Source organism: Teretinema zuelzerae (assembly GCF_021021555.1).
Lineage (GTDB): Bacteria > Spirochaetota > Spirochaetia > Treponematales > Treponemataceae > Teretinema > Teretinema zuelzerae.
In genome coordinates, this window is the sequence record NZ_JAINWA010000001.1 from 88,724 (window position 1) to 105,357 (window position 16,634).

A 16,634-nucleotide genomic window follows, 5' to 3' on the forward strand; every position below is an offset into this window, starting at 1 on the left:
CCGACTTTCATATCGCCCAGTTTTCGATTTTTAAGCCTGGAACCCGTTCGAATTCGCGAACATTGTTCGTTATCAGAGTGCCTTCATGGAATTGTACGATCGACGCGATGAGGACATCGTTCGGGCCGATTCCCATGCCCTTCCGCTCGATTTCGCTTCGTATTTCCGCATAGAGGAGGGTCATGGAATCCGTAAACGGAACAATATCGAAGGGTTCGAGGAATTGAGCGGCTTTTTCCAGGTTTTCCCTTCTTTTAACGCTTTTATGCGCGCCGAGCAGCAATTCGGCCTTAACAATCACCGGAATGCGTATTTCAGCAGGAGAGAGAGACAATAGTCTATCGCGAATATTCTCGTATTTTCCGTTCAGAAAATAAATGCAGGTATTTGTGTCCAGAAAGTACATTACAGCGTTTCCCGCCAGCTGTCCGCCGCAAAGGGCGCGTCTTGGGGGCGAACCCAGGAACTATCCGAAATCGAACCGAACAGCGACTCGAAATCCTGCGGATACGAGGGCTCAAGGCGGGAGCGGATCTGTTCGGCAACCCATTTCGAAATGGATACGTGCTCCTTTTGAGCGGCGTATTCGACTTTTTTCAGGGTCGATTCATCGATATATAGCGATATTTGCGGCATGCGATCCTCCTTGTATACTAATTCTATTATGATAAGAACCAAAAAGCAAGTATACTTATACTTGCTGTGAAAATACAGCCGTACTGCAGACTGTATATATATACAAAAAATGTAAATATATATTACAATGGCGTCTGCTAGAGTTGTAAGCGCCAAGGGCGGCGCGAGATTGCAAAGGCGTAATCTTATTTTACTCAATGAGGAGTATTTTTATGGCTAACGCGTACATTGAAGAAGTTCTTGCGCAGGTTAAGGCGAGAAACGGGCACGAGAGCGAGTTTCTCCAGGCGGTGAGCGAGGTTCTCGAGACCCTGGAGCCGGTAGTCGTGCAGATGCCGGAGATTCAGAAGCACTCGATTCTTGAGCGGATGGTCGAGCCCGAGCGGGTTATCATGTTCCGCATTCCCTGGGTGGACGACGCAGGCAAGGTGCAGGTGAACCGCGGCTACCGCGTTCAGTTCAACAGCGCCATCGGCCCGTACAAGGGCGGAATCCGCTTCCATCCTTCCGTAAATCTTTCAATTTTGAAATTTCTGGGCTTTGAGCAGGTGTTCAAGAACAGCCTGACCACGCTCCCCATGGGCGGCGGCAAGGGCGGTTCGGACTTCGATCCGCGCGGCAAGAGCGACGGCGAAGTAATGCGTTTCTGTCAGAGTTTGATGACGGAGCTCTATCGCCATATCGGCGCGGACACCGACGTGCCCGCCGGAGATATCGGAGTGGGAGCCCGCGAAATAGGATATATGTTCGGCCAGTACAAGAGGCTTGCCAACGAGTTTACCGGCGTTCTCACCGGCAAGGGACTCAGCTACGGCGGATCCCTCATCCGCCCCGAAGCGACCGGATACGGCGCGGTGTATTTCGCGAGCAACATGCTCGCGGTCAAGGGAGAGGGCTTCAAGGGCAAGACGTGCGCGGTTTCCGGTTCCGGAAACGTGGCGCAGTACTGCGTAGAGAAGCTCACCCAGCTGGGCGCGAAGGCGGTCACCCTTTCCGACTCCAACGGCTTCATCCATGATCCTGACGGAATCGACGCAGAAAAGCTCGCCTTCGTGATGGATCTGAAGAACGTGAAGCGCGGCCGCATCAGCGAGTACGTGAAGAAGTTCCCGAAGGCGACCTATACCGAGGGCAAGCGCCCCTGGGGAGTCAAGGTCGATTGCGCCTTCCCCTGCGCCACCCAGAACGAGATTTCCGGCTCCGAGGCGGAAGAGCTCGTGAAGAACGGCTGCAAGCTGGTGTCCGAGGGCGCGAACATGCCTTCCACCCCGGAAGCCATCGAGGTGTTCCTGAAGAACAAGATCCTGTACGCGCCCGGCAAGGCGGCGAACGCCGGCGGCGTTGCGACTTCCGGTCTCGAGATGAGCCAGAACTCCATGCGCCTTTCCTGGAGCCGCGACGAAGTGGACCAGAAGCTGCAGGGCATCATGAAGAATATCCACGACAACGCCTACGCCGCTTCCAGGCAGTTCGGCAACGAGGGCAACTACATGATGGGCGCGAACATCGCCGGCTTCCTCAAGGTCGCCAACGCGATGATCGCTCACGGGGTCATCTAACGACTTTTGAAGTCTTTGACTTCAAAAGTCGTCATGCCGTGTAAGACGCTCAAATGGGCGTGACAAAAATGTGAAAAACGTCGAAAAAATCGGTTTTTCGGCTGTTTTCCTGCCCGCCCGGGATGACCGGGCGGTTTTTTTTCAGTAAAATAGGGCTCCAGAGAGGGAATGTTGTATGCATAAGATAATAGAGAAAAAGCAGTTTTCGGCTGAAGTGTTTTACCTGCGGGTCTCGGCTCCCGAAATCGCGCGGAACAGAAAAGCCGGCCAGTTCGTGCTCGTACAGATCGATACGGATTTCGGCGAGCGCATCCCCCTGACCATCGCGGACGCGAACGCCGAAGAAGGCTGGATTGCATTAGTGTTCCAGACGGTAGGAGCTACGACTCATAAACTTGCACTGAAGAACGTCGGAGACTCCATCGAGGCCATTTTGGGCCCCCTGGGCCGACCTACACATATCGCCAAGGTCGGAACAGTCGTCTGCGTGGGCGGCGGCATCGGAGTCGCTCCCCTCTACCCCATCGTAAAAGCGTATAAAGAGGCGGGGAACAAGGTGATCGTCATCATCGGCGCGCGCACCAAAGATCTGGTCATCTTCGAAGAAGAAATGAAGGCGGCGAGCGACGAGCTCATCGTCGTGACCGACGACGGCTCCTGGGGCAGAAAAGGTTTGGTTACCGAACCCTTGAAGGAATTGTGCGAGAGCGCGACGCCTCCAAATGAAGCGGTGGCGATCGGGCCGCCCGTTATGATGAAGTTCTGCGCGCTTACGACCAAGCCCTACGGCGTGCACACGGTGGTGTCCCTTAATACGATCATGATCGACGGCACGGGAATGTGCGGCGGCTGCCGGGTCACCGTGGGCGGAAAGACGAAGTTCGTCTGCGTCGACGGGCCCGAATTCGACGGCCATCTGGTCGATTTCGACAACATGATGATGCGCATGAAATCGTATAAAAACCGCGAGGAAGCGGACCACCATAAGTGCCACATGGAAATGGAGGCGGACCGGGTGGGAGATCCTGATTCGAAGACCGAGGGAGTACAGGCGTAATGAGCGAAAAAACATACGAACAATTGAAATCGGAAGCCGCCGTTCTGTGGAGCGGCCTGAAGGATAAGGCGCTGACGCCCAAAGACCGCATGGCGATACCGAGCCAGGATATGCCCTGCCGCGACCCGAAGGAACGCGCGCGAGTGATGGACGAGGTGGCGCTGGGCTACAGCGACGAGCAAGCCCGCGTGGAAGCCGCTCGCTGCCTGGGCTGCAAAAACCGGCCCTGCGTGGCAGCCTGCCCCGTCGGCGTGCCCATCCCCGAGTTTATCGCCTGCATCCAGGACGGAGACTACGCGAAGGCGGTTTCCACCATAAAGATAGCGAACCTGCTGCCGGCCATCTGCGGTCGCGTGTGTCCCCAGGAGAAGCAGTGCCAGAGTCAGTGCACGCTGGGAAAATCCCTTAAATCGATCGATAAATCGGTCGCCATCGGCCGGCTTGAGCGCTTTGTGGCGGACTGGGAGCGGGATAACGGGCTGATCAAGCCGCCCGCCGTTTCCGCGCCTACCGGAAAAAAGGTCGCCGTCATCGGTTCAGGTCCTGCCGGGCTTACCGTAGCCGCCGACGTGCGCCGGGAAGGCCATGAGGTTACCGTGTTCGAAGCCTTCCATAAAACAGGCGGCGTCATGGTCTACGGCATCCCCGAGTTCCGCCTTCCCAAGTCGATTGTCGCCAAGGAAGTGGAAACACTCAAAGCAATGGGAGTCGCCTTCCGCACGAACTTCCTCGTGGGCCGCACTGAAACGATCGACGCCCTTTTGGAGCGCGAAGGCTACGACGCGGCGTTCATCGGAACGGGAGCGGGTTTACCTAAGTTCATGGAAATCGAAGGCGAAAACCTGATCGGCGTGTTCAGCGCGAACGAATATTTAACCAGATCGAATTTGATGAAGGCCTACGATACCGCGAAGGCGGATACTCCGCTCTACGAAGCGAAGACGGTGGCGGTTGTCGGCGGCGGAAACGTCGCCATGGACGCCGCGCGCATGGCCTTCCGGCTCGGAGCCGAGAAGGTGTACTGCATCTACCGGAGAACCCGTTCCGAAATGCCCGCACGGGCGGAAGAAGTGACGCATGCCGAGGAAGAGGGAGTGGAGTTCGTATTCCTCAAGAACCCCACCAAAATCGTGGGCGACGAAACCGGCCGCGTGCGCGCCGTGGAAGTGCTGGAATACGAGCTGGGCGAGCCTGACGCTTCCGGCAGGCGGAGCCCCGTGGCGAAAGCGGGCACCGAACACGAGATTCCCGTGGACGCGGTGATCATCGCGCTCGGCAACGAATCCAACCCGCTGATGGCGCAAACCACCGAAGGCCTGGACGTAACGAAGCGGGGAAACATCGTGGTGGACAGCCAGCAGAAGACCAGCCTCAAGAAGGTGTGGGCCGGCGGAGACATCGTGCTCGGCGCGGCTACGGTAATTCTCGCGATGGGCGAAGGCCGCAAAGCCGCCGCCTCGATCAACGCCTACCTCTCCGGCAACGACGACCTCGCCGCCGATTGACAGTAAGGCAAATTGAATAAAAAAGACCCCCTGAAAGCAGACGCTTCAGGGGGTCTTTGCACATTTCATTCTGCTTTAATGCGCCTTTCCGCAAGTTCATACACTTCATTATCCGCGCGAATAGAAATCACAATTATCTTCATTTCTTGTTTTGTTCGTACCAGCCGATACACGACGCGTAAACCAAGCTTGGCTAGTTTGATTTTCATATAACCGGCAAGGTTTGAACTTTCTTTATTGCCCAAAGGTTTTCCATAGCCGCCTTCTGTGTAAGGAAGCGGATTCCGGGAAACCTTTTGGATAGCCTTTAAAACCTGGATTTTACATGATCCGTCAAGTTTTTCAACATCCGTAATAGCTGCTTTGTGGAAGGTAACAACCCACGGCATTATTCGATCTCTACATCATTGCTGGTATCGATCTCTTCTTGAGTGACTCCGATTGCCCGCATGAAATCGGTTTCAGAAATAAAATCGCTCTGCGATGATTGAGAGACACGCATGCTTGCTTCGGCAAGAAGGATATTGTCAGCGTTTTCATCGATAATTCTCGCGTATTCATCAGGACTGAGAATAACAGCTACCGGAACGTTATTTTTTACTACTATTTTGGTTTTATCATGCGTTAATTCGTCAAAAATACGACCGGCCTCGCCCTTATTAAAACGCGATACAGGGATCATAGATTGTAATACAGCTGTGGTAGTCATCTTCTTTCCCCCTTCCTTCACATAGTATACAAAATCCCTGTGTATATATCAATAAATATATTGATATATATATAATCAGCGTTTATCGTAGTTTTTTTCTACCCAGTTTTTATAGTCGCCGGATTTGATGCCTTCTACCCAGTCCTTGTGGGACAGGTACCAGTCTACGGTAAGAGCGAGGCCTTCTTCGAAGGTGACGGACTGTTTCCAGCCGAGCTCCTTTTTCAGTTTCGAGCAGTCGATCGCGTAGCGGCGATCGTGTCCGGGGCGGTCTTTTACGTAGGTGATGGTGTCGCGCACCTTTTTGGCATCGAGGCCGGCCTTGGAAGCGACGATGTCGATCAGGTTGAGCAACAGGTCGATGTTAGTCCACTCGTTTTCGCCGCCGATATTATATTTTTCGCCGACTCGGCCCTTGTTGACGATGTCCCACACCGCAGTGTTGTGGTCTTCCACGAAGAGCCAGTCGCGGATGTTCTTGCCGTCGCCGTATACCGGCAGGGGTTTTCCGTCGAGAATATTGAGAATCATGAGGGGAATGAGCTTCTCGGGGAAGTGGTAGGGGCCGTAGTTGTTCGAGCAGTTCGACAGGGTTACCGGCATGCCGTAGGTATGATGGTAGGCGAACACGAGGTGGTCGCTGGAGGCCTTGCTCGCGCTATAGGGTGAGCGGGGATCGTAGGGAGTGGTTTCGGTGAAGTAGCCGGTGTCTCCCAGAGAACCGTAGACTTCGTCGGTGCTGATGTGATGAAAGAGGACGTCTGTCCGCATGGAGCCGTCGGAGGCCTTCCAACTGGCGCGCGCGGCGTCCAGCAGGGTGAAGGTTCCCATCACGTTGGTTTTGATGAAGGCTTCCGGGCCCAGGATCGAGCGGTCCACATGGCTTTCCGCGGCAAAGTGGATCACCGTGTCGATGTCGTATTTTTTGAATACTTCCTCGACCTTGGCGCGGTCGGTGATGTCTCCGTGTTCGAAAAAATAGCGCTTGCCGCCGAATTGGGTTTGGATGTCCGCAAGGCTCGCGGCGTTTCCGGCGTAGGTAAGCGCGTCGAGGTTGACCACGCGGCCGGAAAAGGACGGGGTTTTCTGCAGAAGCACATGGATGAAATTGCACCCGATAAATCCGGCGCCGCCGGTAACGAGTATGTTATTCAGTTTTCTCATATTTTATTCTCCTTGGAGGAAAGGTACTCTTTCAAACTCGCCTTCCAGTCGGGGATGTCCCGGCCCAGAACCGCGCGTATTTTCGACTTGTCCAGCACGGAATACGGGGGGCGGCGGACCTTGGCAGGAAACTCCGCGCTCGTGCACGGCAGAATCGAGCAGTTTTTCGACGGATCGAGAAGGCCTGCGTCCCTGCCGGAGAGATAGATTTCGTTCGCGAAATCGAACCAGGAGATGTTTCCTTCGTTTGAAAAATGGTATATGCCGAACTCGGGGGAGGAAACCGTCTTGTACGCGCAGGCTTCCGGATGCGCCGCCTCGCGGGCTATCGCGGGAACAGAAAGAAGAAACGCGCAGATCGCCTCGCAGAGGTCTTTCGCCCAGGTGGGAGTGCCCCGCTGGTCGTTAACGACTTTCAGCTCGGTTTTTTCTGCCATGAGGCGAAGCATGGTGTGAACGAAGTTGTTCCCGTGAGCTCCGTAGAGCCAGGCGGTTCTGAGTATCCAGGTGCGCGGATTGTTCGCAAGGGCGGCAGATTCTCCGTCTCGCTTGGTGAGGCCGTAGACTCCCGTGGGATCGGTCGGATCGTCTTCCCGATAGGGGCGCGCTCCGTTTCCGTTAAAAACGTAGTCGGTGGAAATATGGAGCATGACGGCGCCGTATTTGGCGGCGCAGGAAGCGATATTCGCCGGTCCGTCTTCGTTGAGGCGCGAGCAGAGATCCCGGTCGTCCTCGGCCTTGTCGACTGCGGTGTAGGCCGCGCAGTTTATGATCGCGCGAATCGACTTGCCCCGGAATACGAGTGATTCGGCGTAGCGTTCGAGAGCGGCGCTTTCTGTGATGTCGACCTCGCGGTCGGTGCCGACGCATTCGATTCCGCAGGCGGAAAGCTTGTTCGAAAGCTCCGTGCCCAGCATGCCCTTGTTGCCGATAAGCCAGACCATCAGTTTCCCCCCAGTTCAGCGCGGAGAGCTTCGATAGACGCGTGCTTTGTGTCTTTGTCCGAGAGAGACGGGGGCATCCCGAGGTCCGGCCACTCGATTCCGATGGCGGGATCGTTCCACATCAAACCGCCTTCGTCCTCCGGGTGGTAAAACTCGGTGCACTTGTACGCGAATACTGCCGTTTCCGATAACACAAGAAACCCGTGGGCAAAGCCTTCAGGTATATAGAACTGATTCTGGCGCTCAGGGGTCAGGAGCACTCCGTGCCAGCGGCCGAAAGTCGGAGAACCTGGACGTATGTCCACCGCTACGTCGAATACTTCGCCGTCGATGCAGCGAACAAGCTTTCCCTGGGGGTATTTCTTTTGAAAATGAAGGCCCCGGAGCACGCCGCGAACGGACTTCGACTGGTTATCCTGAACGAAGCGCATGGAAAGACCGGCCTGGGCAAAATCGCGCTCGGACCAGGACTCGAAAAAATACCCGCGGTGGTCGCCGAAAACCTTCGGCACGATCTCGAACAATCCCTCTATGGGGCAAGGCGTAATGGTAAAGGGCATAGGATCAGGCATTCTCCGCGATATAAGAAAGATACTCGCCGTATTCGGTCTTGTAGCCGGCGGCAAGGGCCAGAAGGGCGTCTTTGGTCAGCCATTTATTGGCGAAGGCGATCTCTTCGATGCAGGATACGTACATTCCCTGCCGCTTCTGCACGGTGGCGATGAAGTTCGAGGCTTCAAGGAGGCCGTCGTAGGTGCCTGTATCGAGCCAGGCCATTCCGCGGCCGAGCACCTCTACGGAGAGGCGGCCTTGAGCGAGATAGGTGTTGTTCACTGAGGTGATTTCGATTTCCCCGCGCGCGGACGGCTTCACGTTTTTGGCGATGTCGACGACTGTATTGTCGTAGAAATACAGGCCGGGAACGGCGAAGTGGGACTTCGGCTTTGCCGGTTTTTCCTCGATGGAGAGTGCCTTTCCCGAAGGATCGAACTCGACGACTCCGTAGGAAGTGGGGTCTTTTACGTAATAGCCGAAAATCGCCCCGCCGCCTTCGGAATCAATGCGGTTCGCGGCGTTTTTCAAGGTGGCGGAAAATCCGCGGCCGTAGAAAATGTTGTCGCCGAGCACCAGGGCGCAGGAATCTCCGGCGATGAAGCGCTCGCCCACGATAAAGGCGTCGGCAAGGCCCCGGGGGCTTTCCTGGACGGCGTATTCGAAGCGCATCCCCAGCCATTCGCCCGAGCCGAACAGATCCTTGAACACGGGGAGGTCCCTGGGGGTGGAGATGATGAGCACCTCGCGGATTCCCGCAAGCATGAGAACGGACAGGGGATAGTAGATCATGGGTTTGTCGTAGAGGGGCAGGATCTGCTTGGATACCGCCTTCGTGATCGGATAGAGCCGGGTTCCCGAACCGCCGGCAAGTATGATTCCTTTCATATGATAAGTCCTTTTTACTCGATGAGAATAGTGACAAGGTCGCAAGATGTACCAAAGCATTTTATCAGCAGAGGGGGCTTAGCGCAAGAGAGGCGCCAAGGAGAGGAAGCGTAAAATAAAACGGCGCCCTTAAGAGGGCGCCGCAGGGATGGGTTAGTCCATTATGTGGGTCGTAATCGGCGGAAAGCCGTTGAACTCGACCGAGGCGTAGCTGGAGGTGTAGGCTCCGGTGGAAAGCCAGTAGAGCCGGTCGCCGATTTTCAGGTCGATAGGCAGGCGGTACTTGCAGTCTTCGTACATGATGTCCATGCTGTCGCAGGTGGGGCCGGCCAGGATGACTTCCCCGTACTTCGCGGTCGGGCTGTCCTTGAGCGTGACCACCGGGTATTTGATGGACTCGCCCAGGGTTTCGATCAGGCCGTTGAACTTGCCGGTGTCCTGGAACACCCAGCGGTTCAGGGCGGTGTTGTTCTTGCGGGAGATCAGGACGACCTCGCTTATCAGGATTCCCGAATTTCCCACGAGGGATCGGCCCGGTTCCAGAATGATCTGGGGGATTTCGTCGCCGAAGTCGTCCCGGAGATAGCGGGTGATTTCGCTCGCGTATTCCTTGAGGTCGTTCGTCGGTTCGATGTAGCTCGCCGGGAAGCCGCCGCCCATGTTGATCATCTGGAGCTTGATGCCCTCGTCTTCTTCGAGGCTCGTCATGAGGTACTTGGTCTTGGCGATGGCGTCGTTCCACTGGCCGATGTCGCGCTGCTGGCTGCCTACGTGGAAGGAAATTCCGTAGGGGGTAAGGCCTGCGTCGCGGGCCTGTACGAGCAGGTCGTAGGCCATGTCGGGGTGGCAGCCGAACTTCCGCGAAAGCGGCCAGTCGGCGGTAACGGAGTTTTCCACGAGTATGCGCACGTAGACTTTCGAGCCGGGCGCGTATTTCGCGATGTTTTTGAGGTCTTCCTTGCTGTCCGTTGCGAACATGCGGATACCCTTTTCAAAGAAGTATGCAATGTCCCGCGCTTTTTTGATGGTGTTGCCGTAGCTGATGCGTTCGGGCTCTACGCCCAGAGAGAGCACTTTATCCAGTTCGAATCTCGACGCGATGTCGAAATTGGAGCCCTGTTCAGCCAAAAGGGATATGACCTTCGGGTTCGGATTCGCCTTTACAGCGTAATAGATCTGGGCGAAGGGAAACGAATTCTGAAGCTTGATGTAGTTCTTCTTGATCGTCCGCAGATTAATCACCACGCAGGGTGTCTCGAGTTTCTCCGAAAACTCGAGAAAACGGTGCCATTCGGCATCACTTACATACTCTTCTCTGTTCACTTAGGGTTTCGCACCTCCTGGTAAATTGAAACTATTTTTGCAATATAGGCTCCATTACCTCTTGTGTCAATTGATATTTTGCGCCCCTTCGGGCATATTTTTCCAATGAACGTATTATTACAGGTCGGAGCCCTTTTTTTTCTCATGGCGATAGGCTATCTGCTCGGAATCAAGAAGCTGATAGAAGGCAATGCGATTCGCGGCATGTCTAATCTGATCGTGAAGGCTACCCTTCCCGCCCTCGTGTTGATGTCTTTGCAAAAACCGTTTTCGGCCGATCTGCTCGCCCAATCCCTGCAAACCCTTCTCGTCGCGTCCCTCTTTTACATCGCGATAATCGGGCTCTCCCTTCTGGTCTCCCGCGCCCTGTATCCGAACAACAAAACCGGAGCCCCGGGGGCCGCGGCCTTTTCGCTGGCCTTTTCGAACGCCGCCTTCGTGGGATTCCCCGTGATAACGTCCATTATGGGAGAGGGATCCCTCTTTCTCGCCTCGATCCACAACATTTTGTTCAACGTGCTCGCCTTTTCTGTCGGCATTCTCATGATCGCCGCGGACAGGACCGGAGGGGCGGCCTCCGCGGAAAGCCGGAGCGCCGCTCGCATCCCGTTGAAGCGCATCTTCAATATCAATGTGGTGTCCGCCCTGCTGGGCTTTCTCTTTTTCTTTTTTTCCATCGCCATTCCGCAGGCGATCGCGCTTCCGCTTACGATGCTGGGAAGCATGACCACTCCGCTGGCGATGATCGTGACCGGGGCCATGCTTTCGCGCACTCCGCTGGGCGCGGTCATGGGAGACTGGCGGCTCTACGCCGTAAGCGCGGTTCGGTTGGCAGCCTGGCCGCTGTTAACGGCGATCGCGCTCCGGGCGGCGGGCGTGAGCGGAGAACTCTATCTCATTTCGATAATCATCGCCGGAATGCCGGCCGCGTCCAACACCAGTTTGCTCGCGGAGGTCTACGGCGGAGACAGCAAGACCGCATCGTCCATCGTGTTCATGACGACGCTCCTCTCCGTGATAACGATTCCGGTAATGGGCGTGCTGCTCTCGCGCTAAATCCTTACGCGAGCAGCGGTTCGAGGTCTTTTTTCGCCTGAGCGAGAGAGGTCCACAAGAAGGCATTGAGCTTTTCCGCGCGGGCGGCGTCGATATTAATCTGGATGTCGTCGAAAAAAACGATTTCTTCCGCCTGAACCCCAAGCGCTTTCACCGCTTCCCGGTATATCTCCGGTTCAGGCTTTACAAGGTTCACCCGGCAGGAAAACACGGCGGCGTCCACGGCAAGAAAGAGCGGCACCCGGCTCTCGAACCGTTCCAGAAATTCGAAGGGCATGTTAGAGAGTATCCCGATTTTATACCCATTCTTCTGAAGCCCCAGCGCCCACTCGGTGACAGGGCCTGAAATTCGCGTCCACGCCGTCAGATCTTCGTCCAACAGGCGCTCGGTCAGTTCGTCCAAGGAAGGGCCCTTCTCGCTCGCCTGGGCGGAAGTTTCATGCCGGTATCCTGCGTCGTTCAGGATGTTCCGGTACATTTCGAGTCCCGGGAGGGTTCCCCGATCGAACTCGCTCCGGTAGCGGCGGAACCCGTCGACGAATACGTCGCGGGAAAGCCCCGTAAGGCTCGCCATGCGGTCGAAGCAGGTAGTATCCTGCTGTTCCGAAATCACATTGCCGAAATCAAGCAACACGGCTTTTATCTTGTTCATGATAGTCTCCTTACGCGCCCAGCTCAGCTCTCTATTGAGAGCTCAGCTCTCAATAGAGAGCTGGTCCAGCTTTTCGCGGATGTATTCGCTTTTTTCCTTGAGGCCGATCTTTCCGGTTTCCAGAATCAGGATGTTCGGCTGACGCGGGTCGAGCTTCACCCGGCCGGCGGATTCCTTCATCATGCGGAGAAGCCGCTCCACGGACACCTTCGACACCTTGGAGAACTCCACGAACACCCGGCCGGCCCGTTCTTTCAGGCTGGAAATCGACAGGTTCCTGCAGATAATCCTGATCTCGGCGAGCGAGAGGAGGCTCTGCACCTCTTCCGGTATGGGGCCGAAGCGGTCCAGAAGCTCCGTGTACACCCGGTCGAGTTCGTTCTGGGTGCCGATGGACGCGATTTTCTTGTAGATTTCCATCTTCGTTTGCGCCATTTCGATATAGGAATCGGGGATGAAGCCGGTGTATTCGAGTTCGAGCCACACCTCCTCCTCCGCGACATAATCGGAGTTCTGGAGTTTTTGCACGGCTTCTTCGAGCATTTTGAGGTAGAGATCGAAGCCGACCGAATAAATGTCTCCGGACTGCTCCTTGCCCAACAGGTTGCCCGCTCCCCGAATTTCCATATCCTTCATCGCGATCTTGAAGCCCGAGCCGAGTTCGGTAAAGTCCGATATGACCTGGAGGCGCTTCATGGCGATCTCGGAAAGCGCCTTGCCTTCCGGATAAAAGAGGTAGGCGAAGGCTTTGCGGTCAGAGCGTCCGACGCGGCCGCGCAGCTGGTAGAGCTGGGACACGCCGTACATGTTGGCCTTGTCGATGATGATGGTGTTCACGTTGGGTATGTCGATGCCGTTTTCGATGATGGTCGTCGCGATGAGCACATGGAAGCCGCCCATTTTAAAGCGGCGGAATATTTCTTCGAGCTCCGTCGGGCCCATCTGGCCGTGGGCGGTGTCAACGAGCATCTCGGGCACGAGCTTTTCGATGAGAATGCGGGTTTCCTCAAGGCTTTCCACTCGATTGTGGAGATAGAACACCTGGCCGCCGCGCTCTACCTCGCGCCTGATGGCGGCCGCGACGCGGTCCCCGTTGAACTCGGCTATCACCGTTTCTATCGGGTGGCGGTTCTGCGGGGGCGTGGTCAAGAGGCTCATGTCGCGGATTTTCAGGAGGGACATGTGGAGGGTCCGGGGGATCGGGGTGGCGCTCATGGCGAGGGAGTCGATGCTCGTCCGCATTTCCTTGAGCCGCTCCTTGTCCTTCACCCCGAAGCGCTGCTCCTCGTCGATTATCATGAGCCCCAAGTCCTTGAACTTTACGTCCTTCTGGATGATGCGGTGTGTGCCCACCAGAATGTCGACCTCTCCGCGCGCGACCCGCTCGAGCGTTTTTTTCTGGTCCGCGGGGGAGACGAAGCGGGAGAGCTGGGCGATCCGCACCGGGAATTTCTCGAAGCGTTCGGTGAGCGTGTCGTAGTGCTGTTCGGCGAGAATCGTGGTGGGAGCGAGAAAGGCGACCTGTTTTCCGCCCATGACGGCCTTGAAGGCGGCTCGCATCGACACTTCCGTTTTTCCGTACCCTACGTCTCCGCACACGAGGCGGTCCATCGGCACGGGCTTTTCCATGTCTTCTTTTATTTCGGCGGTGACCGTCAGCTGGTCGTCCGTTTCCTCGTAGGGGAAGGCTGCCTCGAAGGCGGTCTGCCACTCGCCGTCCTTGGGGAAGGCGAAGCCGCGGGCGGCTTTCCGCTTCGAATAGAGAGAGATAAGCTGCTGGGCGATGTCCTCTACGGACTTTTTTACCTTGTTTTTGCGGTTTTCCCAGGATTTTGAGCCGATGCGGTCGAGCCGGGGATCGTCGCCCTCGTTTCCGATGTATCGCTGGACGAGGTTGACCTGCTCGATCGGAATGAACACGATTTCTTCGTTCGCGTATTCGAGCTTGATGTAGTCCCGCTCGTTCCCGAGAGCGCGCACCCGGTCGATGCCTTTGAAGCGGCCGATGCCGTAATTGACGTGGACGACGTAGTCGCCGGGATTAAGTTCGACGAAGGTGTCGATAACGGCGCTCTTCGCGTGCTTCACCGACTTGGGGATATGCCGCCTGCGGCCGAATATCTCGTTTTCCTGAATTACAAGGATCTTGAGTTCAGGCAAGCCGAAGCCGGAGGACAGGTTTATCGGGAATATCTCTATCGGAAAATCCTTCAGGATTTCCCCGACTCTCAGGGCCTGATGCTCGCTCTCCGCGAACACGCAGATCTTCCACCCGTTTCTGATAAGGGAATCGAGTTCTTCCTTGAGGTACACGATGTTCCCGAAAAAGCTCCGGGGCGGGTCGCAGACGAGGCGCAGCCGCTCGGACGAACGAGAGGCTTCGCCGTGGATGGTCCGGAAGAGCAGACGCTTGGTCCATCCCTCGCACAGCTCCTTGAAATTGAAAAGGAGGCGCCGGGGTTCGGGAACTTGCGAAAGAAGGAGGGATTGGAGGGAATCCGAGGCGTACCGATGGTCTGTTTCGCCCGAAGCCGAGGCGGTTTTCATTTTCCGGTACAAACCGAGGTACTCGCGATCCAAACTTTCCTGGGAGTTGTCCTGGCGGTCGTAATCGATGAACAGAACGGCCGGTGCGTTTTCCATCCCTGAGCCGCCCAGATAATCAAGCACGGACGACGGATTTCCGAAGGCCAGCGGATAAAAGAGCTCTTCTCCGTCGAAACCCCGATGCTCGCGCAGATGGCGTATCAGATAGTCGGCGCCCCCGCCGAATTCGGGCAGATCCGCGAGAGTCCGCTCCAGAACCGAGATGCGTTCGTCGGTCCAGATTACCTCCCGAACGGGATAGACGACGAAGGATTCGAGCGATGCGTTCGAGGTCTGGCTCGAAGGATCGAAGGATTTGATCTGTTCCACCCGGTCGAAGTCGAACACCACGCGGTGCGCGTCTTCCTCTCCCGGCATGAAGATGTCCAGCACCTCGCCGCGGAGGGCGAACTCGCCCCGCACCGTAACCCGGGGAACGCGGGTGTAGCCGTGTTCCGCAAGGGTCTGCGCTAAAGACGCCGAGTCGAAATCGGAGCCGACCCGAATTTCCCGCAGCAGGGAACGATAGGCCTCGCGCGGGGGGACGGGCGTTAAAAAGGCCCTCTGAGTCATGACGACGACCCGCTTATCCTGAGGGAGGGGTATTCCCGAGGCGGCTGAATCCGAAAAGGCAGAAAGAGCGGAGAGAGCGGCTGAGCGGCGGCCGAATACCGGGGAGCTCGGCGGAACAGGGCGGTAGGCGATGGATCCCCACCAGGGAAGCACGGTACAATCGAGGGATGAGAGGTCGAGATCGGCGGAAAGGGATTCGATGTCCTTCTCCGTCGGCACCACGATTACGAGCGGTTGCGCGTTCGATTGTATGAACTCGGCAAGGAAAAAGCCCTGGAGACCGCCCTGAAGACCCTCAATTTCATAGGGCCATGCGTGTTCATTTAAACGGTCAAGAACACCGGACATGGACTGCCACCGGTGTATCGCTGTTTGAAGGGAAAAAGTGGACATATTGAGAGTATATTAACACTAATGAGAGGGATGAAAAAGACCGATAGTTGAGAAAAGGGAGTTTTTGAAGGTGAAACAGTTCTCATTTGTCATGCTCATACTGTGCCTCTCTACGGTTTTACCGGCTCAAGGCCAAACACCGGCCCAGGGCGAAGTTTCGATACGTTTCTATAACCGCGCGGTGTATTATCCCGGAAACTCCCCGGCCGAACAGATTTTCATCCATGTCACCATTAAAAACCCGAGTCCGGACACGCTCCGCTTCAAACTCGCCGACGACCGCTCGTTCAGCGTGGATTTCACCGCCGCGAACACGCGCAATTTGTTTCTCGATCATACGGAAGACTGGAAAAGAAGGCAGAGCACCTCCCGGCAGGTGTTCTTCCGCGAAGTGAGCCTTGAACCGGGAGAGTCCTTTTCGTTCGTGGAAAACCTGAAAGACTACCTCGCTATAACAGAGCCGGGAATGTATATCCTGCAATGCCGTTTTTATCCAGAACTGCTCAACGCGAAAAATGCCGGCTCCTCGTTCGCGTCGAACCGGCTCACCCTGGACATCAAGCCCTCTCCCGGTCCGGCGGGCCTGAAAAGCTTGCCGATCGCCGCTCAAACCGGCGAAATCCTGAAAGCGGAAAGCATCCCTCCCGACCAGGTCGTGATGACGGTTATCACCGCCCGGCAGAAAGGCCTGTGGGACCAGTTCTTCGTCTATTTCGACCTGGACCGGATGATTAAACGCGATCCGGCGCTGGGCCGCCGGTACAACAGCGAATCAGAAACCGGAAGGCTCGCGATCATCGAACGCTATAAGGCTGATTTGAAACAGGAGCGGATAGACCGCGAACTGTCCGTCATACCGAACCGATTCGAGATCGAACGAACGATGTACACCGCGACGGAAGGAACGGTAAGCGTCATCGAGTGGTTCGATCAGAACAACTACACTGAAAAAAAACGTTTTGTGTATTATGTATGGTCGCGCAACAATGTGTGGCTTATTTATAACTACACGGTAGAAAATCTCGGAAACGAGTAGG

The 16,634-nt window shown here is 56.1% G+C and carries 16 protein-coding genes; 5 read left to right on the forward strand and 11 right to left on the reverse strand.

Annotated elements, in window-relative coordinates; translation table 11 throughout:
* Positions 1-7 precede the first annotated feature (7 nt).
* The gene (gene vapC, locus K7J14_RS00435) at positions 8-406 is read right to left on the reverse strand and encodes a type II toxin-antitoxin system tRNA(fMet)-specific endonuclease VapC (RefSeq protein ID WP_230752081.1); all 399 of its coding nucleotides are present in this window, start codon (positions 404-406) and stop codon (positions 8-10) included.
* Positions 406-636, reverse strand: coding sequence for a hypothetical protein (locus K7J14_RS00440; protein ID WP_230752082.1), 231 nt, complete (start codon positions 634-636; stop codon positions 406-408). The genes vapC and K7J14_RS00440 overlap by 1 nt, the downstream gene beginning before the upstream one ends.
* A 212-nt stretch (positions 637-848) precedes the next feature.
* Between K7J14_RS00440 and gdhA the strand changes: the two genes are divergently transcribed.
* From gdhA to gltA, 3 genes are all read left to right on the forward strand, one after another.
* The gene (gdhA, locus tag K7J14_RS00445; protein WP_230752083.1) at positions 849-2,195 is read left to right on the forward strand and encodes an NADP-specific glutamate dehydrogenase; all 1,347 of its coding nucleotides are present in this window, start codon (positions 849-851) and stop codon (positions 2,193-2,195) included.
* A 175-nt stretch (positions 2,196-2,370) separates the two neighbouring features.
* Entirely contained in the window at positions 2,371-3,252 is an 882-nt protein-coding gene (locus tag K7J14_RS00450) for a sulfide/dihydroorotate dehydrogenase-like FAD/NAD-binding protein (protein WP_230752084.1), read from the forward strand.
* Positions 3,252-4,757: an NADPH-dependent glutamate synthase gene (gene gltA / locus K7J14_RS00455; RefSeq protein ID WP_230752086.1), complete on the forward strand. Its 1,506-nt coding sequence runs from the start codon at positions 3,252-3,254 to the stop codon at positions 4,755-4,757. The genes K7J14_RS00450 and gltA overlap by 1 nt, the downstream gene beginning before the upstream one ends.
* A gap of 65 nt (positions 4,758-4,822) precedes the next feature.
* Here gltA and K7J14_RS00460 read toward each other — a convergent pair whose 3' ends face one another.
* From K7J14_RS00460 to K7J14_RS00490, 7 genes are all read right to left on the reverse strand, one after another.
* Positions 4,823-5,146 (reverse strand): type II toxin-antitoxin system RelE family toxin, encoded by a 324-nt coding sequence (locus K7J14_RS00460; RefSeq protein WP_230752087.1) that lies wholly within the window; start codon positions 5,144-5,146, stop codon positions 4,823-4,825.
* A complete protein-coding gene (locus tag K7J14_RS00465) occupies positions 5,146-5,466 on the reverse strand; it encodes a type II toxin-antitoxin system Phd/YefM family antitoxin (protein ID WP_230752088.1) in 321 nt (106 codons plus the stop codon). Before K7J14_RS00465 ends, K7J14_RS00460 begins: the two co-directional genes overlap by 1 nt.
* 75 nt (positions 5,467-5,541) lie before the next feature.
* Positions 5,542-6,630: a dTDP-glucose 4,6-dehydratase gene (gene rfbB / locus K7J14_RS00470; protein WP_230752089.1), complete on the reverse strand. Its 1,089-nt coding sequence runs from the start codon at positions 6,628-6,630 to the stop codon at positions 5,542-5,544.
* Entirely contained in the window at positions 6,627-7,574 is a 948-nt protein-coding gene (rfbD, locus tag K7J14_RS00475; RefSeq protein WP_230752090.1) for a dTDP-4-dehydrorhamnose reductase, read from the reverse strand. The genes rfbB and rfbD overlap by 4 nt, the downstream gene beginning before the upstream one ends.
* Positions 7,574-8,134, reverse strand: a complete 561-nt coding sequence (rfbC, locus tag K7J14_RS00480) for a dTDP-4-dehydrorhamnose 3,5-epimerase (RefSeq protein WP_230754732.1) — start codon at positions 8,132-8,134, stop codon at positions 7,574-7,576. The genes rfbD and rfbC overlap by 1 nt, the downstream gene beginning before the upstream one ends.
* 4 nt (positions 8,135-8,138) lie before the next feature.
* Positions 8,139-9,014 (reverse strand): glucose-1-phosphate thymidylyltransferase RfbA, encoded by an 876-nt coding sequence (gene rfbA, locus K7J14_RS00485; protein ID WP_230752091.1) that lies wholly within the window; start codon positions 9,012-9,014, stop codon positions 8,139-8,141.
* Positions 9,015-9,167: 153 nt separating this feature from the next.
* A complete protein-coding gene (locus K7J14_RS00490; protein WP_230752092.1) occupies positions 9,168-10,337 on the reverse strand; it encodes a type III PLP-dependent enzyme in 1,170 nt (389 codons plus the stop codon).
* 105 nt (positions 10,338-10,442) lie between these two features.
* Here K7J14_RS00490 and K7J14_RS00495 point away from each other — a divergent pair, with 105 nt between their 5' ends.
* Positions 10,443-11,393 (forward strand): AEC family transporter, encoded by a 951-nt coding sequence (locus K7J14_RS00495; RefSeq protein ID WP_230752094.1) that lies wholly within the window; start codon positions 10,443-10,445, stop codon positions 11,391-11,393.
* 4 nt (positions 11,394-11,397) lie between these two features.
* On the opposite strand, the gene K7J14_RS00500 is transcribed toward K7J14_RS00495, so the two are convergent.
* Together K7J14_RS00500 and mfd are read right to left on the reverse strand one after the other, a co-directional pair.
* A complete protein-coding gene (locus K7J14_RS00500; RefSeq protein WP_230752097.1) occupies positions 11,398-12,045 on the reverse strand; it encodes an HAD family hydrolase in 648 nt (215 codons plus the stop codon).
* Between the two features lie 42 nt (positions 12,046-12,087).
* A complete protein-coding gene (gene mfd / locus K7J14_RS00505; RefSeq protein ID WP_230752099.1) occupies positions 12,088-15,597 on the reverse strand; it encodes a transcription-repair coupling factor in 3,510 nt (1,169 codons plus the stop codon).
* A 70-nt stretch (positions 15,598-15,667) separates the two neighbouring features.
* On the opposite strand from mfd, the gene K7J14_RS00510 reads away from it, so the two are divergent.
* Positions 15,668-16,633: a hypothetical protein gene (locus K7J14_RS00510; protein ID WP_230752101.1), complete on the forward strand. Its 966-nt coding sequence runs from the start codon at positions 15,668-15,670 to the stop codon at positions 16,631-16,633.
* Position 16,634 lies beyond the last annotated feature (1 nt).